The sequence below is a fragment of the Streptomyces lichenis genome (genome assembly GCF_023218175.1).
GTDB classification, from domain to species: domain Bacteria; phylum Actinomycetota; class Actinomycetes; order Streptomycetales; family Streptomycetaceae; genus Streptomyces; species Streptomyces lichenis.
This window is the reverse complement of record NZ_JALPTH010000028.1, coordinates 17,925-37,338: the sequence shown is the minus strand read 5'-3', so window position 1 is coordinate 37,338 and position 19,414 is coordinate 17,925. Positions and strand designations below refer to the sequence as shown.

The following is a 19,414-nucleotide window of genomic DNA, read 5'->3' as shown; positions in this document are numbered from 1 at the left end:
GACGTGGTGTGGCGTGTGGGGTACGCGAAAGGGGTGCGGGCCCCGCGCGCGTACGGGTGCGGCGACGCGTACGGACGCGGTACCGCGTACGACAAGTGTGCCGCGCCGCTGGAGCGGGCGGCGGCCGGGAGGTCAGCGGGCGGCGCCGCCGAGGGTCCAGCGCGGGCCTTCCGGGCTGTCCTCGATGGTCAGCCCCGACTGGCCGAGCTGGTCGCGCAGCGCGTCGGCGGTGGCCCAGTCCTTGCGGGCGCGGGCGGCCTCCCGCTGGTCCAGCACCATCCGGACCAGGGTGTCGACCACCCCGTGCAGGTCCTCGCCGGCGCCCCCGGACTCGCCGGCCCAGTGCGGGTCGAGGGGGTCCAGGCCGAGCACGCCGAGCATGGCGCGGACCTCGGCGAGGCGGGCGGCGGCGCCCTCCTTGTCGTCGGCGGACAGCGCGCTGTTGCCCTGGCGGACGGTGGTGTGGATGACGGCGAGCGCCTGCGGCACGCCGAAGTCGTCGTCCATCGCCTCGGCGAAGGCGAGCGGCACCTCGGCGGCCGGCTCGATCACCCGGCCGGCCTTCTCCACCACCCGCTGGACGAAGCCCTCGATCCGGGCGAACGCCGACTCGGCCTCGGCCAGCGCCTCCGGGCTGTACTCGATCATGGAGCGGTAGTGCGGGGTGCCCAGGTAGTAGCGGAGCACGATGGGCCGCCACTGCTTGACCATCTCGGAGACCAGGACGGAGTTGCCGAGCGACTTGGACATCTTCTCGCCGCTCATGGTGACCCAGGCGTTGTGCACCCAGTACCGGGCGAACTCGTCGCCGTACGCCTTGGCCTGCGCGATCTCGTTCTCGTGGTGCGGGAAGATCAGGTCGAGCCCGCCGCCGTGGACGTCGAAGACGGGTCCCAGGTACTTGTGGGCCATCGCCGAGCACTCCAGGTGCCAGCCGGGGCGGCCGCGGCCCCAGGGGGTCTCCCAGGACGGCTCGCCGGGCTTGGCGGCCTTCCACAGGGCGAAGTCCCGCGGGTCGCGCTTGCCGGTCTCGCCGTCGGCGGAGGGCTGGCGCAGGTCGTCCAGGTCCTGCCGGGACAGCTCCAGGTAGCCGGGGAAGGAGCGGACGTCGAAGTAGACGTTGCCCTCGGCCTCGTAGGCGTGGCCGCGCTCGATCAGCCCGCGCATCATCTCGACCATCTCGGTCATATGGCCGGTGGCGCGCGGCTCGTAGCTGGGCGGCAGGCAGCCGAGCGCGTCGTAGCCGTTGTTGAACGCGCGCTCGTTCTCGTAGCCGATGGCCCACCACGGGCGGCCCTGGTCGGCCGACTTCTGGATGATCTTGTCGTCGATGTCGGTGACGTTGCGGATGAAGGTGACGTCATAGCCGCGGTACGCGAACCAGCGGCGCATGATGTCGAAGTTCAGCCCCGAGCGGATGTGCCCGATGTGCGGTGCGGCCTGCACGGTGGCACCACAGAGGTAGATCGAGACACAGCCCGGCGTGAGCGGGGCGAAGTCGCGGATCTGCCGGGCGCTGGTGTCGTACAGGCGAATAGTCACCCTCCCAGGGTAGTGGGCCCCCGGCAGTGCCCCGCCCCGGTTTCGCGGTTCCGTGGTAACGGGTCCGCGACCCGGTCCTCCGGGGAGGCCGGAAGGGCCGGTGAGGCCGGGAAGGGCCGAGAAAGGCCGGAAGGGCCGGGGGGGAGTCCCCTGCCGGGGTCGGCCCCCGCTGCCCCGGGGTCCTTCCCCGGGACGATCCCGGGGAAGAACAGGGGTCAGATCGAGCCGACGATCTTCTCCGGGGTCACGCGGACGGTCACCCGCTGGGCGTCCTCGGCGGAGGCGGGGTTGAACTCCGCGTACGGCTTCCCGGTGTACTTCATCGACAGCTCGTCGATCAGCGCGTCGGCGCCCTCGGTCTCCAGCTCGGCGGTGCCGCGGATCTCGGCGTAGCTATAGGGCGCGTCGAAGGGCTGGAGCAGCACGGTGACCCGGGGGTCACGGCGGAGGTTCCGCTCCTTGCGGCGGCCCGCGGTGGTGGAGATCAGCACCTGCTCGCCGTCGCGCTTGACCCACACCGGGGAGACCTGCGGACGGCCGTCCGGCTGGATGGTGGCGATGTTGACGAAGACGGCGCTGTCGAGCAGGGCCTTGAGGTGTTCGCTGAGCGAGGCGTGGGCCATCCGGGCTCCCCATCGGTTCACGGGTCCGTTCACGGGCGCACGGTCGCGCCCGGCGGCCGGGTGCTCCGTTACGGGGCGGGGAAACGGACCCGCACCCGAACGCCGCACGCCCCCACCCCAACGGCCCCGAGGCCGCGGAGTACGGGACTGCCGGACTACGGGGCGCGGTAGACCAGGGCGGTGGCGATGGCGGCCAGCCCCTCGGCGCGCCCGGTGAGGCCCAGTCCGTCGGTGGTGGTGCCGGAGACGGACACCGGGGCGCCCGCCGCCGCGCCGAGCGCCTTCTGGGCCTCCTCGCGCCGCTTGCCGACCTTGGGGCGGACCCCGATGACCTGCACGGCGATGTTGCCGATCTCGAAGCCCTCGGCGCGCACGATCCGGGCCGCCTCGGCGAGCAGGGTGGTGCCGGAGGCGCCGGACCACTCGGGGCGGGAGGTGCCGAAGTGGGCGCCGAGGTCGCCGACCCCGGCCGCGGAGAACAGCGCGTCGCAGGCGGCGTGCGCGGCCACGTCGCCGTCGGAGTGGCCGGCCAGGCCGTACTCCTCGCCCTCCCAGCGCAGCCCGGCGCACCACAGCTCGCGGCCGCGCTCGAAGGCGTGGACGTCGGTGCCGACGCCGACCAGCGGGAGGACCGGGTTCCGGGGGTCAGAAGCCATCGTTGGCCCTCCTGCGGGCGAGTACGGCCTCGGCGAGTACGAGGTCCAGCGGACGGGTCACCTTGAACGCCTCCTCGTGCCCGGGCACCACCACCACGAGCTCGCCCAGCTGCTCGACCATGCTCGCGTCGTCGGTGACGTCGGCGGTGATCTCGGCGTGCGCCCGGACCAGGGTGTCCCGGTCGAAGCCCTGCGGGGTCTGCACGGCGCGCAGCGCGGCCCGGTCGGGGGTGGCGAGCACCGGCTCCGGTTCGCCGTGGGCGCGCGGGGCGACCTGCTTGACGGTATCGGCCAGCGGCACGGCGGGGACGACGGCGACCGCCCCGTCCCGTACCGCCTCGACCACGGCGTCCACGGTCTCCACCGGCACCAGCGGGCGGGCGGCGTCGTGCACCAGCACCGCGGAGACACCCTCCGGCAGGGCCTCCAGACCCAGCCGGACGGACTCCTGCCGGGTGTCCCCGCCGGGCACCACCAGGTAGTCGGTGCGCTCGGGCAGGGCGTGCGCGTCCAGCAGGTTCTTGACCTCGCCGGCGCCGTCCGGCGGGGCGACCACGACGACCAGCGAGACGGCCCGGGAGGCGGCCATGGCGCGGACGGCGTGGATGAGGATCGGGGTGCCGTTCAGCGCGCGCAGCGCCTTCGGGGCGCCCGGCCCCAGGCGTACCCCGCGGCCGGCCGCGGGGATGACCACGGCGGTGCGGACGGGCGTGCTTGCGTCAGTCATCGGATGCGCTCCGGCAGGTTTGTCGGCTCGGGAGTCGTGGGTATGGCCATGGGTGCGCCCTCGTCCGCAGGGTATCCGCGGAGTGGGGGAGCATCGGCGCGACGCCTCGACCGGCCCCTTCCGTGACGACCGGTGGAGCGCACCGCGCCGACCTGCCCGGGAATCTCCGGATTCCCGGCTTCGGGCTCTCCGGGGCTCCCTGGGCTGTCCGGGGGCGGACATGCCGCAGCGCCCGGCGACACGCTCCGGGCCACACGGGATGTGTGGCGGACGGCGGGTCAGCGGGCACCGCGGCATCACTGCTTCGGAGTCCTGCTCTGACGGGTGGTGCGTCAGGGGTCCCGCTTACGACGGGCGCCGGGGCGTCCGCTGCCTGTGAGGTCCGCCGATGCGGGCAGGACGTTCATGGGCGACGAGCGGGGTGTCAGGGAACTCGCAGGCCGTACGGGGTGCGTACCGGCTCTCAGGAGGCGAGGACCTCGTCGAGCAGCGCCTCGGCCTTGTCCTCGTTGGTGTTCTCGGCGAGCGCCAGCTCGCTCACCAGGATCTGGCGCGCCTTGGCCAGCATCCGCTTCTCACCGGCGGACAGTCCGCGCTCGCGCTCGCGGCGCCACAGGTCGCGGACGACCTCGGCGACCTTGATGACGTCGCCGGAGGCGAGCTTCTCCAGGTTCGCCTTGTAGCGGCGGGACCAGTTCGTGGGCTCCTCCGCGTACGGTGCGCGCAGCACCTCGAAGACCCGGTCCAGTCCGTCCTGACCGACCACATCGCGCACACCGACGAACTCCGCGTTGTCCGCGGGTACGCGCACCGTCAGGTCGCCCTGGGCGACCTTGAGCACCAAGTAGGTCTTGTCCACGCCTTTGATCTGACGAGTTTCGATAGCCTCGATCAGCGCGGCCCCGTGATGGGGATAGACCACGGTGTCGCCAACCTTGAACGTCATGTGACAGGTACCCCTTCCGTGGCTATCCAGGGTAACACGGATTCGGGTTCTTCTGAATGACGTTTTCGCAGGTCAGGGCATATCTCGGGGCTTGACAACAGTGACCGGGACGTGCTGCGACCGGCATGCGGAAGGGGGTATTCGCAGGTCGGAGCGGCTCTGCGGACACAGGGAAACGCGTACGCTACACGCTTCGACGGATGGTTCGAAGGGGCCTTACGTCCGGTTTGCCGGGTTCCCCGGAGTGGACTTCCCGTACTCCGTTCGGCCTCCGCGCACCCGCCCGTACATCCGCCGGCACGGCGTCCCGGTGATTCCGGAAATGCCGCGCCCGATCACCCGCGGGCGGCCTCCGCAGGCTTTTCACCGGGGAAATCCCGGCCGCCGACAGAATTGATCAAGGACGGTCGGGGCGGCTTGTACGGCGGTTCTCCGGCGCTTGTCCGGCCGGGTTGTCGGCGGCTTATGTGAACGCGGTGCGAAGTCCGGGTGACGCGGCTCACCGCCGGTCGCGCGGACGGGGGCCGCACACGGGTGCCGGGCGGGTGCCGGACACCGGCGGCAGGGGGTCGGTGGAGCCTCGGGGCGGGTCGGATGCGGGTCGGTGACACGGGGTCGGTAACCTGAGCCCGCCGAACCGGCCGCCGTCGCCCCGTGCGATCCGTGCGACCGGAGCGGCAGTTGCCGTCCGTGCCCCGTAGTCCGTACGTCATAGGAGTTGCCGCCGCCGTGAGCCGCAGCCTTCGACGCGGCGCCCTCGCCGCCACCGCCATCGTGTTCTCGATCGCCTCGCTCTCCGCCTGCGGTGCGGGCAACGACGCGCAGACGCTGGGGGTCCGGCCGGACAACGCCGCGGCCACCGTCGGGGACATCCAGATCCAGAACGTCGCGGTCGTCACCCAGCCCGAGCGCGAGGCGGCGGGCCCCGCGGTCGTCACCGCGAAGATCTTCAACAACGGCTCCAAGCCGCAGACCCTGGACCGGATCGCGCTGCCGGACGCCGACGCGCCGGTGAAGCTGACCGCCGCGCAGGGCGGCGGAAAGATCACCGTTCCGGCGGGCGGCTCGGTGCTGCTCGGCGGCGAGGGCAACGCCTCCGCGGTGATCGCCCAGGGCCGTGAGGCGGCCCAGGACGGCAACGTGCAGGACATCGTCTTCTCGCTGAGCGAGACCGGCGAGGTGAAGATGAAGGCGTTCGTCACCCCGGCGCACAGCTACTTCACCGGCTTCGGCCCCTCGGAGATGCCGAAGGCCCCCTCCACGCAGCCGTCCGGCCCGGCCACCTCCCCGTCCCCGACGGCGTCCTCCACCCGCGGCCCCGCCGTGGGCCAGGAGGGGGCCGAGGGCGAGGGCCAGGAGGACGGCGCCCCGGCACCGGACGCCTCGGACTCGGCCTCCGCCTCGGTGGACGCCCAGGAGGGCCAGGAAGGCCAGGCCGACGGCCAGGAGTGACGGCCGGGAGCGGCCGTGGCGGCTCGGCGTGGTGAGAGCCGTGCGGGCCGGATACGAGGAGGGGCGCCCCACCAGTGGTGGGGCGCCCCTCCTCGTACCGTCACCGCGCCACGGCGCCGGCCCGCGGCCTACGGCTCGAACTTGTAGCCCAGTCCGCGGACGGTGACCAGGTAGCGCGGGGCGCCCGGGTCGGGCTCGATCTTGGCGCGCAGCCGCTTCACATGGACATCGAGGGTCTTGGTGTCGCCGACGTAGTCCGCGCCCCAGACCCGGTCGATCAGCTGCATCCGGGTCAGCACCCGGCCCGCGTTGCGCAGCAGCATCTCCAGCAGGTCGAACTCCTTCAGCGGCAGGTCCACCTTGCCGCCGGAGACGGTGACCACATGGCGGTCCACGTCCATCCGGACCGGGCCGGCCTCCAGCGCGGCCGGGGTGACCTCCTCCGGCTCGCCCCGGCGGCGCAGCACCGCGCGGATGCGGGCGACCAGCTCGCGGGAGGAGAACGGCTTGGTGACGTAGTCGTCGGCGCCTATCTCCAGCCCGACGACCTTGTCGATCTCGCTGTCCTTGGCGGTGACCATGATGACCGGCACGTTGGAGCGGCCGCGCAGCTGGCGGCAGACCTCGGTGCCGGGCAGGCCGGGGAGCATGAGGTCGAGCAGCACGAGGTCGGCGCCGTTGCGCTCGAACTCGTCCAGTCCGTCGGGCCCGGTGGTCGCGACCGCGACCTCGAAGCCCTCCTTGCGGAGCATGTAGGACAGGGCGTCGCTGAAGGATTCCTCATCCTCGACGACAAGCACTCGGGTCACGGACGGACCTCCGGGGCGATGAGCGGTTCATGGGTACGGGGAAAGGCTTGGTGGCGCTGCGGGTGCCGGGCGGTCGGCCCGGCGGGGCGGTCGGCGGCCGCCTGGGACGCCCGCTCGGCGGGCCCGCCACCGGACGGGGCGGCGCCGGGCCGGCCGGTGCCCAGGCCGGGGTCGAGGTCCGCCTCCTGGTCGGGGCGGGCGGTGCCGGCCTCGGGGAGGCGGAGGGTGAAGGTGGAGCCCTGGCCCTCGGTGCTCCAGACGGAGACCTCGCCGCCGTGCGAGGCGGCCACGTGCTTGACGATGGCCAGGCCCAGGCCCGTACCGCCGGTGGCCCGGGAGCGGGCGGGGTCGACCCGGTAGAAGCGCTCGAAGATGCGCTCCTTGTCCTTGTCGGGGATGCCGATGCCCTGGTCGGTGACGGCGATCTCTATCGCGTCACCGCCGGGGGCGGCGATCCGGCGGGCGGCGATGCCGACGCGGGTGTGCGCCGGGGAGTAGTTGACCGCGTTCTCCACCAGGTTGCCGAGGGCGGCGGCGAGCTGGCCGCGGTTGCCCCAGACCTTCAGGCCCGAGGCGCCGCCGGCGGCCATGGTGATCTGCTTGGTGGAGGCGGTGTGCCGGGAGCGGTCGACGGCCTCGGCGACCAGTTCGTCCACCCGGACCGGCTCGGCGTCCTCCAGCGGGTCGTCGTTCTGCACCCGGGAGAGGTCGATGAGCTCCTGTACGAGGTTGGTGAGCCGGGTCGCCTCGATCTGCATCCGGCCGGCGAAGCGGGTCACCGCCTCGGGGTCGTCGAAGGCGTCCATCACCGCCTCGGAGAGGAGGGAGAGCGCGCCGACCGGGGTCTTGAGCTCATGGCTGACATTGGCCACGAAGTCGCGGCGGACCGCCTCGATCCGGCGCGCCTCGGTCAGGTCCTCGACCAGCAGCAGGACCAGCCGGGAGCCGAGCGGGGCGACCCGCGCGGAGACCGCCAGCGCCCCGCCGAGGCCGGTGCCGCGCCGGGGCAGCTCCAGCTCCACCTGCCGTATCTCGCCGTCCCGCCGGGTGTCCCGGGCCAGGTGCAGCATGGGCTCGATGGCCAGCTTCCCGCCGCGGACCAGTCCCAGCGCGTACGCCGCGGAGCTGGCCTTGACCACCGAGTCGCTCTCGTCGAGGACCACGGCGGAGGAGCGCAGCACCGACAGCACGGTGTCCACGCCCGGCGGCAGCACCGCGTCGGTGTGCGGGGAGGCGCGGACCCGGGGGCTCGGCCTGCGCTGCTCGCGTTCGCTCCAGCGGAACGCCAGCATGGCGATGACACCGGTGCACGCCCCGGCGATCGCGGCCACTGCGGCGACCGCCGCGTTCACGTCCATGGCTCCCAGGTTAGGCGGGCCCTCGGACATGCTCCCAGCCGTCCGGGGGCCGCCCCGGACAGTCGTCGCCCAGAGTTCACCGAGGGGCAAGTGCCGGTTCACTTGGGCGGACGGCATCCGACGCCTTCGGCCCGGACCGTGGCGGTCACGGGGGCCGAGAGCGGCCACCCGGACCCCGGACGCAGTACGGACGCGGTACGAGCACCCTGCCGCGCGCAGTGAGAGAGGGACAACCCATGCGGGACGCGTACCACGAGGAACTGGACTCGATCGGCGACGCACTGGTCGAGATGGCCCGGCTGGTCGGCTCGGCCGTCGGCCGGGCGACCACGGCGATGCTCGACGCGGACCTCAAGCTCGCGGAGGCGGTGATCGAGGGCGACCGCCGGGTCGACACCCTCCAGCACGACCTGGAGGCGCGCGCCATCGCCCTGCTCGCCCGCCAGCAGCCGGTCGCCACCGATCTGCGCATCGTGGTGACCTCGCTGCGGATGAGCGCCGACCTGGAGCGGGCCGGGGACCTGGCCGAGCATGTGGCGAAGCTGGCCCGGATGCGCTTCCCGGACACGGCGGTGCCGCGCGACCTCCAGGCCACCATCCTGGAGATGGGGCAGCTGGCCCAGCGGCTGATGGCGAAGGCCGGCGAGGTGATCATCACCAAGGACGTGGACCTGGCGATCCAGCTGGAGCACGACGACGACGAGATGGACCGGCTGCACCGCACGCTGTTCCGGCACCTGATGGACGACCGCTGGAAGCACGGCATCGAGACCGCGGTCGACGTGACGCTGCTGGGCCGCTACTACGAGCGGTTCGCCGACCACGCGGTGTCGGTGGCCAAGCGGGTGGTCTACCTGGTGACCGGCGAGCACGCCGACGAGCTCCAGCAGCAGCAGGAGGGGCCGGCGGAGTCCCGTACGGAGACGGCGGCCGGGGAGGCGTAGCGGGCGGGGGCGGGTGTCCTCGGACGATCGGCCCGGGGCGCGTACGGCGGGCGGCGGGGGCGGTCGCAACCCCGTGCGCCGTTGATGCGCCCTGCCCGCCGGTCGTCCAATGGGGTGAGGCTGCGCACGCCGACGTACGCCTTCGAGGAGGGAACCCCATGGCCGACGCACCCATGACCGACCCCCGTCAGGACACCCCCGCCGATGTGATCCCCCTGCCCCTCCTCGGTGCCTGCGGCTGCGGCTCGGGCTGCGGCTGCGGCTGCCAGTCGGGCGCGCCCTGCCAGTGCGGCGGCTGCTGCGGCTGACCCGCGGACGGGGCTGGGACGGCGGGAACGGCGCCCGGCACGGGAAACGCCCGGCCGGGCGTCCCCGGCCGGGCGTTCCCATGTCCTCCGCGCTCGGCTCGGCGGCCGTGCGGGCGTCAGAGGACGTCGACGAGCACCTTGCTGATGTCGATCGGGATCGACAGCTTGTTGACGTAGGTGTCGACGGTGACCAGGGCCAGGTCGACCTTCTGGAGGATCACCGAGGTGCCCGCCTTGACGTCGGCGACGTCCTCCAGCGACGTCTCCAGGATGTTCAGCTCGTTGCCGCTGAGCACGTTGATGTCCGAGATGTCGATGTCGACGTTCTTCACCACGTTGCCGATGCCGGTGATGGTGCCCACGCAGTTGACGATGTGGGCGGACCCGCTGCCGGAGTTGGAGCAGGTGTAGGGGTGGGTCGTGGTGGCGGGCGCCGGTGCGGCCGCGGACGCCGGCAGGACGGCTCCGGTCAGCACCAGGGTGCCGGCGGCACCGATGGCGGCAAGCACGGACCTCGTACGCATGGGGACTCCGTTCGGAAGGGGCCTACGGCCCGGTGGACGGATGAGCGGAAGTGGTGCGTGGTGGTGCGCTGAAGTGCTGCCTTGCTGTGTGCGGGGACGACACTGCCGCTGCCCGCGCCGGCGCTGCCAGTAGCCTTCCGGTCCCCTCGCCCCGTACCGCCTTCCGGCGCGAAGCCGCCCCCGCGGCCCCGCCGGCGGCTGGTCCGCACCGGAGCGGACCCGGCCCAGCCCGTACGCCCGGCCGTGGTCCGCACCGCGCGGGCGGCGCGTTGCCGGCGGCATGGGCCCGTTGGCATCTGCCGAGCAGAAGTGACCGGCGGTCGGCCAACGTCACGGTGACGGTATTCCGCCTCCCAGCCGCCCCTCGGGCACCAGCACGGGCGTCGGCCGGCGGGTGCGCGGTCGTGAGCAGGGGCGGCATCATCGCTGCCGTGCGGCAACAGTTCACCTCCCGGGATGTCCATGGCATATCGAGCCGCCGTGCGGATGACCGGTAGCCGTCGCGCGTGCGCCCCGCGGTCGCGGGAAGGCAACACAACGGCGAGGCGCCCGGGAGGCAGGGCGGGAGACAGAGGGGGAGGCGCGCGGTGGGGACCGTGGTGCACGTTCCGCAGACCCGGGACATGATCGGCGAGGAGCTCTCCGGGGACGAGGCGTTCGCCGCGCTGCGCCGCTACGGCGGCCGCCGGCTGCTGCTCGACTCCTTCGCCCGGTTCCGCTACGCCGACGGCTTCTCGTTCGCGCGCTCGCTGGCATACCAGGTGGTGCTGGGCATCGTCCCGTTCACCATCGCGCTGGTCGGCGTCGCCGCCAGCCTGCACACCGGCAGCGCGGGCCGGGTGGTGGAGCTGACCCTGGAGGGCATCGTCCCGGGCGCGAGCGCCGAGGTGGTCCAGGAGGCGCTGGAGGGCACCCGCCAGGCGGGCGCGGACACGGCCGCCGCCGTCGCCATGTGGCTCGGCCTCGGCTTCGCGCTGCTCAACCTCGCCTCCGCGATGGGGCAGGTGGAGCGCGGCTGCAACCGGATCTACGGAATCGAGCGCGACCGCCCCTTCCTCCGCAAGTACCTGCGCGCGCTCGCCCTGGCCGTGGGCGCCGGGCTGCCGCTGGGCGGCGGGTTCCTGATCCTGGTCGCGGGCCGGGAGACGGGCGAGGCGGTGGTGCGGGCGCTGCACTGGCCGCCCGGGCTGCTCGACTGGTGGGGCCCGCTGCACGTACCCGCCGGGGTGCTGCTGGCGGCCCTGGCCTCCGCGGTGGTCTTCCGCTGGGCCCCGCGGCGCGACCAACCGGGCTACACCTGGCTGGTGTTCGGCTCGGCCGTGCATCTGCTGCTGTGGATCGGCGCCACCTGGCTGCTAGGCCTGTACGTGAACCTCAGCGGCTCCTTCGGCGCCGTCTACGGCCCGCTCACCGCCTTCGTCGCGCTGCTGCTGTGGGCCAATGTGACCGGGGTCGCGCTCTTCCTCGGCATCGCCTTCGCCGCCCAGCTGGAGGCCGCCCGCGCCGGCATCACCCAGACCGTCCACCCCGACCCGGGGCCGGGAGCCTGAGGGGGCCAGGGCCGAGGGCCCGAGGGGCGCGGGCCCGGGGGCCTGAAGGGCGGGCGCGGGCCCGGGGGCCCGAAGGGCGGGCGCGGGCCCGGGGCCCTGAAAGGCGGGCGGGGGCCCGGGGGCCTGAAAGGCGGGCGGGGGCCCGAGGGGCGGGCGCGGGCCCGGGGGGCGCGGGCCTTGGCGGCCCGCCTCTCCCCCGCCGTACGCGAGAAGGCCCCCCGCCCGCCGGGAAACCGGCAGACAGGGGGCCCTCCCAGCACGCTGTGAAGCTGCTACTTCTTCTTGCCCTGGTTCTTGACCGCCTCGATGGCCGCCTTGGCCGCGTCCGGGTCGAGGTAGGTGCCGCCCTTGACCACGGGCTTGAAGTCGGCGTCCAGCTCGTAGGCGAGCGGGATGCCAGTGGGGATGTTCAGCCCGGCGATGTCCTCGTCCGAGATGCCGTCCAGGTGCTTGACCAGGGCGCGCAGGCTGTTGCCGTGCGCGGCGACCAGCACCGTGCGGCCGGTGAGCAGGTCCGGGACGATGGCGTCGTACCAGTACGGCAGCATCCGGACCACGACGTCCTGCAGGCACTCGGTGCGCGGCCGCAGCTCCGGGGGGATGGTCTGGTAGCGGGCATCATGGGCCTGCGAGAACTCGGCGTCGTCGGCGAGGGCCGGCGGCGGGGTGTCGTACGAGCGGCGCCAGAGCATGAACTGCTCCTCGCCGAACTCGGCGAGCGTCTGCGCCTTGTCCTTGCCCTGGAGCGCGCCGTAGTGCCGCTCGTTCAGCCGCCAGGAGCGGTGGACCGGGATCCAGTGGCGGTCGGCGGCCTCCAGCGAGAGCTGGGCGGTGCGGATGGCCCGCTTCTGCAGGGAGGTGTGGACGACGTCGGGGAGCAGGCCGGCGTCCTTCAGCAGCTCACCGCCGCGTACCGCCTCCTTCTCGCCCTTGTCGGTGAGGTTGACGTCCACCCAGCCGGTGAACAGGTTCTTCGCGTTCCACTCGCTCTCGCCGTGGCGGAGCAGGATCAGCTTGTACGGTGCGTCGGCCATGCGTACGAGGTTAATGGACGCCCCTGACGCTCGGCGGCGGACGGTCGGGCGGCGGACGCCTGGCGATCGGCCCGCGGCCGGCTGGCGGTCGGGCGGCGGCACGGTTGACGGTCGGGCGGCGGCACGGTTGACGGTCGGCGTCAATTCGCTGGCCTCCCGCACCCCCGCCTCGTAACGTCCGAGTACCGGGTAGGGCACTTACAGGGTTACGGGGGCGGGACATGTCGGTCGCAGCGGTGGGACGGGCCGCACGGGAGAGCGTGGCGGGTATGCCACGGGCGTTCTGGTGGCTGTGGACCAGCACCCTGATCAACCGGCTGGGCGCCTTCGTCGCCACCTTCATGGCGCTGTACCTGACCCTTGAGCGGGGCTACTCCGCCTCGTACGCGGGGCTGGTCGCGTCCCTGCACGGGCTCGGCGGGGTCATCTCCTCGCTGGTCGCCGGCGTGCTGGCGGACCGGCTCGGGCGGCGGCCCACCCTGCTGGCCGCCCAGCTGGCCACCGCGGGCTCCGTCGCCCTGCTCGGCTTCATGGAGCACCCGGTGGCCATCGCCGCGGTCGGCTTCCTGGTCGGCGCGGCCTCGAACGCCTCCCGGCCCGCCGTGCAGGCGATGATGGCGGACATCGTGCCGCCCGAGGACCGGGTGCGGGCGTTCTCCCTGAACTACTGGGCGATCAACATGGGCTTCGCGGTCTCCTCCGCGGCGGCCGGGTTCATCGCCGAGCACAGCTATCTGGCCGGCTTCCTCGGCGAGGCGGCGCTCACCCTGATCTGCGCGGTGCTGGTCTTCGTCAAGCTCCCCGAGACCCGGCCTGAGGCGCGGGAGAAGACCGGCGGCGAGGGCGCGGGGGCGCGGAAGGGGGCACGGGCCCGGGACGGTGTCCGGCTGCGGGACGGTGTCCGGCTGCGGGACGTGGTGGCCGACGGGCGGTTCATGGGTGTCGTCGGGCTGTCGTTCCTGATCTCGCTGATCTTCCAGCAGGGTTATGTCGGGTTGCCCGTGGCCATGGGGGCGGACGGCTTCGACGCGGCGGACTTCGGCCTGGCCATGGCGATGAACGGGATGCTGATCGTGGTCCTCCAGATCCCGGTCACCCGCTGGCTGGTGCGCCGCGATCCGCGCCGGCTGCTGATCGTGTCCTCGATCCTGGCCGGGTACGGCTTCGGGCTCACCGCCTTCGCCGACTCGGTGGCCGTCTACGCGCTGACCGTCTGCGTGTGGACCCTCGCCGAGATCGTGAACGCCCCGACCCAGACCAGCCTGGTGGTCCAGCTCTCCCCAGTGCACGGCCGCGGCCGCTACCAGGGCGTCTACAGCATGTCCTGGTCGGTCGCCGCCCTGGTCGCCCCGCTCGTCTCCGGCGCGGTGATCGACCACTACGGCGCGGGCTGGCTGTGGGCGGGCTGCGCGGTGATCGGCACCCTGGCCGGTGCCGGGTACTGGCTGCTGATGCGCGGCCTGCCCGCCGCGCTGGGCGAGGCGCCGGACGATCCGGAGGCGTCGGCCCCACCGGCCGGCACGGCCCCGGCTCCGACCGCCGCCCAGTCCCCGGCTCCGACCGCGGCCCCGGCCCCGGCACCTGCCCCGGCCGCCGCCCCGGCCGAGTGACCGCACCGGCTCCCCGATCGGCTGACGACCGCACCCACCACCGGGACGGGTGAACGCCTCCGGGGCGGTTGTCCACCGGCATCCACAGGGATCCACAGGGGTGTTGGAATCCCCCGTCCCATGGCACGATCTCGTGTGCCGCTAAGTTACTGGCGGTTAATCAGGAGGGGCTGGAGGGGGACGTCGTGGACCGACGCCGTGGTGACGCTCGGCCGGGTGAGGGGCGCGGGCGCCGGAGCACCGCCGCCGCGATCACCGTCATCTGCGCGCTGACCGTGCTCGTACTGCCCGCCCAGGCGGCCTACGCGGTCCCGGGCGCCCCCGTGGCCCCCGACCCCACCTCGGCCTCCGCCCCCGCTTCCGGGGAGGGCCGTTCCCTGGAGCAAGTGCGCCAGGAGATAGAGGACTTGTACGGACAGGCCGCCTCCGCCACCGACGCGTACAACCTCGCGGAGGAGCAGGCGGAGAAGCAGTCCACGGAGATCGTGCGGCTGTCCCGGGCCATCGTGGACGGCCAGCTCCGCATCGACGACCTCCAGCGGCGCGCGGGTGCCGCGGCCCGGGCGCAGTACCGCGCCGGAGGGATGCCCGACCAGGCCCGGCTGGTGCTCACCGACGACCCGGACCTCTTCCTCGACGGGGTCGGCCGGCTGCGCCAGGGCCAGAAGGCCACCAAGGACCTGCTGGTTGAACTGAAGCAGAAGCAGGGCGACCTGGAGCAGTACACCAAGGACGCCAGCGCGCACTGGACCCGGCTGGAGAACGCCCGGGCCCGGCAGGCGGAGCGGAAGAAGGAGATCGAGGCCAAGATCGACGCGGCCGAGAAGCTGGAGTCTCGGCTGGAGGCCGACGAGCGGGAGCGGCTGCTGGAGTTGGAGCGGCAGGAGCAGGCCAGGGCCCAGCGGGCGTGGCTGGAGTCCGGCGCCCTGAAGTCGGCGGAGAAGCCGACCGGGGCGGGGGCGGAGGCGAGCACGGCCGGTGGCAAGGCGGTGGCGTTCGCGACGGCCCAGATCGGCAAGCCGTACGTCTGGGGTGCGGAGGGCCCGGACTCCTACGACTGCTCGGGGCTCACCTCCCAGGCCTGGGCGGCGGCCGGCACGCTCATCCCCCGCACCTCCCAGGAGCAGTGGCGGCTGCTGCCGCGCGTCGACGTCGCGGACCTGCGCCCCGGGGACCTGATCATCTACCACGCGGACGCCAGCCATGTCGGGATGTACATAGGCGACGGCCAGATCGTGCACGCCCCCCGCCCCGGCCGGCAGGTGACGATTGCGGGCGCGGGCTCGATGCGGATCCTCGGAGCCGTACGCCCCGACGCGGCCACCTCCGCCTCGGCCGCCGAGTAGACACACCGGTCCGGCCGGCCCCCGGACCTCGAGTCCCGGGCCGGGCGGCGCCGGGAGCCGTCGGCCTGGCAGACCGCACCCCGGGCGGCCGGGACCGGCAAGACATCCGGTCGCCCCAGGCGCCCGGCCGGCCCCGCGAGGCATCCGGTTGCCCCGGGCCCGGCAAGGCGCTCACGGCCCCGGGAGCCGTCCCCCACCGCGTCCGGCATGTGACCGGGCCGACACCACACGCGTGATGTTCGTCATGAGGCGGGGCCAACTACCTCCCACTGCGCGGCATATGCCAACAGCCATCCCGTGATCGCCATTCCGTTGGGCCGCCGCGTACCGCTATGGTCCCGTCGGCGGTGTGTCGTCCGACGTGCCGCCGTGCCCTCGGGGGGAGGGAAGGAAGCAAGCCATGCCCGTACCCGTACCGCGGCAGAGGGTGGACCCATCGGACCGCGCCGCCGGCGCGGAGCACACAGGCGGCACCGACCTCACCCTGCTGGTGATCGAGGACGACCCGGCGGGCACCTTCACCGCACCGGAACTGACCGACGCCTCCGGCAACCGCGTCCGTATCCGGACCGCCCGCAACCTCACCGAGGCCGAGCGGCTGCTCACCGACGACGTGCACTGCGTGCTCGTCGACCTCGCCCTGCCCTCCTCCACCGCGGCCGGGCCGGTGGACGCCGACCGGCTCACCGCGCTCCGCCACGTGCTGCGCCTCGCGCCCCGGCACGCCGTGCTGGCGCTGACCTCCGCCGGGGACGCGGAGCTGGCCGCCGAGGCGGTGCGCACCGGGGCCCAGGACCATCTGCTGCGCGAGGAGCTGGACGGGCCGCTGCTCAGCCGTGCCATCCGGTACGCGGTCGAGCGCAAGCGGGCCGACTCCGTACAGGTGAAGCTGGCCGAGTCGCGGCTGCGGGCCCAGGAGAACGCCCGGCTGGAGCGCGGACTGCTGCCCACCCCGCTGCTCCAGGGCTCCGACCTGCGGTTCGCCGCCCGCTACCGCCCGGGCCGGTCCCGGGCACTGCTCGGCGGGGACTTCTACGACACCGTGCGCACCCCCGACGGGACGGTGCACGCGATGATCGGCGACGTCAGCGGGCACGGGCCGGACGAGGCCGCGCTCGGGGTGGAGCTGCGGATCGCCTGGCGGGCGCTGACCTTCGCGGGGCTGTGCGGGGACGAGCTGCTCTCCACGCTCCAGAAGGTGCTGGAGCACGAGCGGGAGAGCGAGGAGATCTTCGCGACCCTGTGCACCGTGGACATCGCCCCGGACGGGCGGCGGGCCGGGCTGTGCCTGGCCGGGCACCCCTCGCCGCTGATCGCCCGGCGCGGCGCGCCCACCGGACTGCTGCCCTACGAGGACTCCGGCCCCGCCCTCGGGGTGCTGCCGCGCGCCCGCTGGCCTCGCAAGCAGGTCGAGCTGGGCGGCTCATGGAGCCTGATGATGTACACCGACGGGCTGATCGAGGGCCGCACCGCCGGGCCCGGCTCGCCCCGGCTGGGCCAGGAGGGCATGGTCGAGATGGTCTCCCGCCAGTTCGCCCAGGGCCTGGACGGCGAGGAGCTGCTGGAGTCGGCGGTCGCCGAGGTCCGGCAGCTGAACGGCGGGGAGCTGACGGACGACGTCGCCGTCCTGCTGCTCTCCCGCCACCGCCGCGACCGCCGCTGACGGACGGCCCCGCCGCCCGCCCAATCGGCTACCGGCTACCGGCTACCGGCCGCCGTTGTACGGCCCGTAGGGACCGTCGCTGCTGGAGCCGCCGCGGCGGCCGCCCCGCTTGCCGCCGCCGGAGACCTGCCGGAGGGCGGGGCGCACGTCGACCATGAAGACGATCGACGCGATCAGCCCGGCGATCTGCAGGAACAGCATCGGCACCAGCAGGTTCACCGCGACCGTGATGCCCAGGATGACCAGCCAGAAGGTCTTGCTCTGCTTGTCGGCCGCCCGGTACGCGTCCTCGCGGGCCGTCACCGCGAGCAGGAAGGCGGCCACGGCGAGCAGGGTCATGGCGAGATACAGCAGCGAGATGAACGTGCCGAACCCCTGGAGCAACATGGTGAGCACCGCCTAGTCAGTCGTGGGACCCCGTCGTACCGTCGTATCCCCTCGCGGCCAAGGTACTCGTACAACGCGGCCGCGCCGCCGAACGTGCCCGAGCCCGCGCAGCCGGGGTGCTCCCCCGGGTGCGCGGGCCGGACAGGCTCACGGCTACTCGGCGCCGCCGGCCGGCTTCTTCGCGGCCGGCTTGCGCGCGGCGGGCGCCCTCTTGGCGGCGGCCCGCTTGGGCGCGGCCGCCGCCGGAGTGTCCGCGGTCGCGGCCGGGGGCTCGACCGGGGCCTCCGACACCTTGGTGGCGGGCTGCGCCGGCTTCGGGGCCGGCTCGGGCTCGACCACCACGGCGATCTCGGTCAGCTCGTCGGCGGCCTCGCCGCGCCAGGTGCGCACGGCCTGCTCACCGTGCTCGGCGACCCGCTCGTAGGCCTCACGGGCCTTGACCGCGTACTCGGCGGCCACGCCCACGCTCCGCAAGGCCAGGCCCTGGGCGGTCTCGCCGATCTTCTTGAAGTCGGTGTCGATGCTGCCGAACGCCTCGGTGACCCGGGCCTGCACGGTGGCCTGCGCCTCCTTGGCCTGGGTGCTGACCCGCTCCTGCACGGCCTTGGGGTCGGTCCGGCGTACCGCGTCGATCCGCGCCGGCGCCTCGGCGGCGATCTGCTCGATCAGCCCGGGGACCTTGCGCGCCTGCCGCACGGCGAGGTCCGCCGTACCGGCGGCGAAGTAGAAGGGGGTACGCAGTTCTTCGATGATGGCCACGGTGGTGATCCTCCGGATCGCACAGTCGGGAGAGTCGGAAATCTGGGAACTGGTTCGGGACCGGGCAAGGGGCGCAGCCCGCCACCCGGGGCGCGGGCCGCCGCTCAGGTACGGCCCTCAGGCGCCGTACCGGCCGCACCGGTACCGGCCGCACCGCCGATGCCCACGCCCTCGCCGGCATCGCCGCCGTCTTTGACACCCTCGGTCGCGTCGAGGCCGTTCTCCTTGCGGAACGAGTCGTAGATCTGGAGCAGCACCTGCTTCTGCCGCTCGTTGATCGAGGGGTCGGCGAGGATGACCGCACGCGTCTCCAGCTCCTCGCGCTCCCGCTCGTCCAGGATCCCGGCCCGCACATACAGCGTCTCCGCGGAGATCCGCAGCGCCTTGGCGACCTGCTGGAGCACCTCGGCACTCGGCTTGCGCAGCCCGCGCTCGATCTGGCTCAGATACGGGTTGGACACCCCGGCCGCCTCCGCGAGCTGCCGCAGCGAGAGCTGCGCACTGCGGCGCTGCTCCCGGAGGTAGTCACCGAGGTTGCCGACGTTGAGCGATGCCATGCCTCCGATGGTGCCCCCACTCGCTAACTTTTGCAAGCAACCGCTTGCAAAAGTCTGCCAACCCGGCCGTCCGGAACAACAGCGCGCTAGCGTGATCCGCGGCAACGACCTGTCTCACCGAAGGGGCAAGGATGCGCATCGCGGTGACGGGGGCGGCGGGCAGCCTCGGCGGGCGGGTGGTGCGGTTGCTCGCGGGGCCGGACGCGGACGTCGTGGCGATGACCCGGCGGAAGCCGCCTGCTGAGGCGTTTCCGCCGGGGGTGGAGGTCGCCGTCGCCGACTACGGCGATCCGGCGGCGCTGCGGGCGGCGCTGAAGGGCGTGGACACGCTGGTGTTCGTGTCCGGCGACCGGGCCCGATGCACGGGTGCTGCTGCACCACCGCAATGTGGTCGCCGCCGTGGCCGCTGAGCGTGTCGGCCATGTCGCGGCGCTGAGCAGCGTTGACGCCGACGCGGCGTCGGCCCGCACCTGGCTGCACGGGGAGGCGGAAGTCATCGACACCACGCACCGCACACCCGCCCAGGCCGCCCTGCGGATCGCGGAGGCCGTCAAGGGGTGAGGGGCGAACTCCGGTGAGGGTGGTGGCCGGCAGGCCTCCGGTCGGGGGCTGGTAGGGA

At 73.4% G+C, this 19,414-nt stretch carries 20 protein-coding genes and 1 pseudogene; 9 read left to right on the top strand and 12 right to left on the bottom strand.

What is annotated here, in order from left to right:
• Nucleotides 1-132: 132 nt before the first annotated feature.
• The 5 genes from cysS to M1O15_RS24755 form a co-directional block, all read right to left on the bottom strand.
• Nucleotides 133-1,542, bottom strand: coding sequence for a cysteine--tRNA ligase (cysS, locus tag M1O15_RS24775; RefSeq protein ID WP_248636372.1), 1,410 nt, complete (start codon nt 1,540-1,542; stop codon nt 133-135).
• Nucleotides 1,543-1,757: 215 nt separating this feature from the next.
• Nucleotides 1,758-2,165, bottom strand: coding sequence for a PPOX class F420-dependent oxidoreductase (locus M1O15_RS24770; protein WP_248636371.1), 408 nt, complete (start codon nt 2,163-2,165; stop codon nt 1,758-1,760).
• A gap of 155 nt (nt 2,166-2,320) precedes the next feature.
• A complete protein-coding gene (gene ispF / locus M1O15_RS24765) occupies nt 2,321-2,821 on the bottom strand; it encodes a 2-C-methyl-D-erythritol 2,4-cyclodiphosphate synthase (RefSeq protein WP_248636370.1) in 501 nt (166 codons plus the stop codon).
• Nucleotides 2,811-3,548, bottom strand: a complete 738-nt coding sequence (gene ispD, locus M1O15_RS24760; RefSeq protein ID WP_248636369.1) for a 2-C-methyl-D-erythritol 4-phosphate cytidylyltransferase — start codon at nt 3,546-3,548, stop codon at nt 2,811-2,813. The genes ispF and ispD overlap by 11 nt, the downstream gene beginning before the upstream one ends.
• A gap of 463 nt (nt 3,549-4,011) precedes the next feature.
• Nucleotides 4,012-4,494, bottom strand: a complete 483-nt coding sequence (locus M1O15_RS24755) for a CarD family transcriptional regulator (protein ID WP_003953493.1) — start codon at nt 4,492-4,494, stop codon at nt 4,012-4,014.
• Nucleotides 4,495-5,223: 729 nt separating this feature from the next.
• Between M1O15_RS24755 and M1O15_RS24750 the strand changes: the two genes are divergently transcribed.
• Entirely contained in the window at nt 5,224-5,946 is a 723-nt protein-coding gene (locus M1O15_RS24750; RefSeq protein ID WP_248636368.1) for a DUF461 domain-containing protein, read from the top strand.
• 128 nt (nt 5,947-6,074) lie between these two features.
• On the opposite strand, the gene phoP is transcribed toward M1O15_RS24750, so the two are convergent.
• Nucleotides 6,075-6,746 (bottom strand): two-component system response regulator PhoP, encoded by a 672-nt coding sequence (gene phoP, locus M1O15_RS24745; RefSeq protein ID WP_467104829.1) that lies wholly within the window; start codon nt 6,744-6,746, stop codon nt 6,075-6,077.
• Nucleotides 6,747-6,751: 5 nt separating this feature from the next.
• Nucleotides 6,752-8,113, bottom strand: coding sequence for a two-component system sensor histidine kinase PhoR (gene phoR / locus M1O15_RS24740; RefSeq protein ID WP_248636367.1), 1,362 nt, complete (start codon nt 8,111-8,113; stop codon nt 6,752-6,754).
• 236 nt (nt 8,114-8,349) lie between these two features.
• On the opposite strand from phoR, the gene phoU reads away from it, so the two are divergent.
• Complete coding sequence (gene phoU / locus M1O15_RS24735; protein ID WP_248636366.1) at nt 8,350-9,057, top strand: phosphate signaling complex protein PhoU; 708 nt, start codon at nt 8,350-8,352, stop codon at nt 9,055-9,057.
• Nucleotides 9,058-9,215: 158 nt separating this feature from the next.
• Nucleotides 9,216-9,365, top strand: coding sequence for a hypothetical protein (locus M1O15_RS24730; RefSeq protein ID WP_248636365.1), 150 nt, complete (start codon nt 9,216-9,218; stop codon nt 9,363-9,365).
• Nucleotides 9,366-9,481: 116 nt separating this feature from the next.
• Here M1O15_RS24730 and M1O15_RS24725 read toward each other — a convergent pair whose 3' ends face one another.
• Nucleotides 9,482-9,889 carry a hypothetical protein gene (locus tag M1O15_RS24725; RefSeq protein WP_248636364.1) on the bottom strand — a complete coding sequence of 136 codons (408 nt, stop codon included), beginning with the start codon at nt 9,887-9,889 and terminating at the stop codon, nt 9,482-9,484.
• 587 nt (nt 9,890-10,476) lie between these two features.
• Here M1O15_RS24725 and M1O15_RS24720 point away from each other — a divergent pair.
• Nucleotides 10,477-11,439 (top strand): YihY/virulence factor BrkB family protein, encoded by a 963-nt coding sequence (locus M1O15_RS24720; protein WP_248636363.1) that lies wholly within the window; start codon nt 10,477-10,479, stop codon nt 11,437-11,439.
• A gap of 272 nt (nt 11,440-11,711) precedes the next feature.
• On the opposite strand, the gene M1O15_RS24715 is transcribed toward M1O15_RS24720, so the two are convergent.
• Complete coding sequence (locus M1O15_RS24715) at nt 11,712-12,473, bottom strand: phosphoglyceromutase (RefSeq protein ID WP_248636362.1); 762 nt, start codon at nt 12,471-12,473, stop codon at nt 11,712-11,714.
• A 221-nt stretch (nt 12,474-12,694) separates the two neighbouring features.
• Between M1O15_RS24715 and M1O15_RS24710 the strand changes: the two genes are divergently transcribed.
• The 3 genes from M1O15_RS24710 to M1O15_RS24700 all read left to right on the top strand — a co-directional run bounded on the left by M1O15_RS24710 (nt 12,695) and on the right by M1O15_RS24700 (nt 17,092).
• On the top strand, nt 12,695-14,083 hold the full coding sequence (locus tag M1O15_RS24710; protein WP_248636361.1) for an MDR family MFS transporter: 1,389 nt from the start codon (nt 12,695-12,697) through the stop codon (nt 14,081-14,083).
• 185 nt (nt 14,084-14,268) lie between these two features.
• Nucleotides 14,269-15,429, top strand: coding sequence for a C40 family peptidase (locus M1O15_RS24705; RefSeq protein WP_248636360.1), 1,161 nt, complete (start codon nt 14,269-14,271; stop codon nt 15,427-15,429).
• Between the two features lie 400 nt (nt 15,430-15,829).
• Nucleotides 15,830-17,092: a PP2C family protein-serine/threonine phosphatase gene (locus M1O15_RS24700; RefSeq protein WP_248636359.1), complete on the top strand. Its 1,263-nt coding sequence runs from the start codon at nt 15,830-15,832 to the stop codon at nt 17,090-17,092.
• 42 nt (nt 17,093-17,134) lie between these two features.
• Here M1O15_RS24700 and M1O15_RS24695 read toward each other — a convergent pair whose 3' ends face one another.
• The 3 genes from M1O15_RS24695 to M1O15_RS24685 all read right to left on the bottom strand — a co-directional run bounded on the left by M1O15_RS24695 (nt 17,135) and on the right by M1O15_RS24685 (nt 18,795).
• Nucleotides 17,135-17,479 (bottom strand): DUF2516 family protein, encoded by a 345-nt coding sequence (locus M1O15_RS24695; protein ID WP_248636427.1) that lies wholly within the window; start codon nt 17,477-17,479, stop codon nt 17,135-17,137.
• Nucleotides 17,480-17,632: 153 nt separating this feature from the next.
• On the bottom strand, nt 17,633-18,238 hold the full coding sequence (locus M1O15_RS24690) for a hypothetical protein (protein WP_248636358.1): 606 nt from the start codon (nt 18,236-18,238) through the stop codon (nt 17,633-17,635).
• 104 nt (nt 18,239-18,342) lie between these two features.
• Nucleotides 18,343-18,795 carry a helix-turn-helix domain-containing protein gene (locus M1O15_RS24685; protein WP_248636357.1) on the bottom strand — a complete coding sequence of 151 codons (453 nt, stop codon included), beginning with the start codon at nt 18,793-18,795 and terminating at the stop codon, nt 18,343-18,345.
• A 131-nt stretch (nt 18,796-18,926) separates the two neighbouring features.
• On the opposite strand from M1O15_RS24685, the gene M1O15_RS24680 reads away from it, so the two are divergent.
• Nucleotides 18,927-19,205: an NAD(P)H-binding protein gene (locus M1O15_RS24680; RefSeq protein ID WP_248636356.1), complete on the top strand. Its 279-nt coding sequence runs from the start codon at nt 18,927-18,929 to the stop codon at nt 19,203-19,205.
• A 43-nt stretch (nt 19,206-19,248) separates the two neighbouring features.
• Nucleotides 19,249-19,356 (top strand): annotated as a pseudogene (locus M1O15_RS24675) (ATP-binding protein); the annotation flags it as partial.
• Nucleotides 19,357-19,414: the final 58 nt, after the last annotated feature.

Excerpts from the sequence above, each read along its gene's own strand:
- ispF (WP_248636370.1), bottom strand. The coding sequence starts at position 2,821 with ATGGCTTCTGACCCCCGGAACCCGGTCCTCCCGCTGGTCGGCGTCGGC.
- M1O15_RS24710 (WP_248636361.1), top strand. The coding sequence starts at position 12,695 with ATGTCGGTCGCAGCGGTGGGACGGGCCGCACGGGAGAGCGTGGCGGGT.
- phoU (WP_248636366.1), top strand. The coding sequence starts at position 8,350 with ATGCGGGACGCGTACCACGAGGAACTGGACTCGATCGGCGACGCACTG.
- phoR (WP_248636367.1), bottom strand. The coding sequence starts at position 8,113 with ATGGACGTGAACGCGGCGGTCGCCGCAGTGGCCGCGATCGCCGGGGCG.
- M1O15_RS24685 (WP_248636357.1), bottom strand. The coding sequence starts at position 18,795 with ATGGCATCGCTCAACGTCGGCAACCTCGGTGACTACCTCCGGGAGCAG.
- M1O15_RS24680 (WP_248636356.1), top strand. The coding sequence starts at position 18,927 with ATGCGCATCGCGGTGACGGGGGCGGCGGGCAGCCTCGGCGGGCGGGTG.
- M1O15_RS24770 (WP_248636371.1), bottom strand. The coding sequence starts at position 2,165 with ATGGCCCACGCCTCGCTCAGCGAACACCTCAAGGCCCTGCTCGACAGC.
- ispD (WP_248636369.1), bottom strand. The coding sequence starts at position 3,548 with ATGACTGACGCAAGCACGCCCGTCCGCACCGCCGTGGTCATCCCCGCG.
- M1O15_RS24725 (WP_248636364.1), bottom strand. The coding sequence starts at position 9,889 with ATGCGTACGAGGTCCGTGCTTGCCGCCATCGGTGCCGCCGGCACCCTG.
- M1O15_RS24715 (WP_248636362.1), bottom strand. The coding sequence starts at position 12,473 with ATGGCCGACGCACCGTACAAGCTGATCCTGCTCCGCCACGGCGAGAGC.
- M1O15_RS24695 (WP_248636427.1), bottom strand. The coding sequence starts at position 17,479 with ATGTTGCTCCAGGGGTTCGGCACGTTCATCTCGCTGCTGTATCTCGCC.
- M1O15_RS24730 (WP_248636365.1), top strand. The coding sequence starts at position 9,216 with ATGGCCGACGCACCCATGACCGACCCCCGTCAGGACACCCCCGCCGAT.
- M1O15_RS24700 (WP_248636359.1), top strand. The coding sequence starts at position 15,830 with ATGCCCGTACCCGTACCGCGGCAGAGGGTGGACCCATCGGACCGCGCC.
- M1O15_RS24755 (WP_003953493.1), bottom strand. The coding sequence starts at position 4,494 with ATGACGTTCAAGGTTGGCGACACCGTGGTCTATCCCCATCACGGGGCC.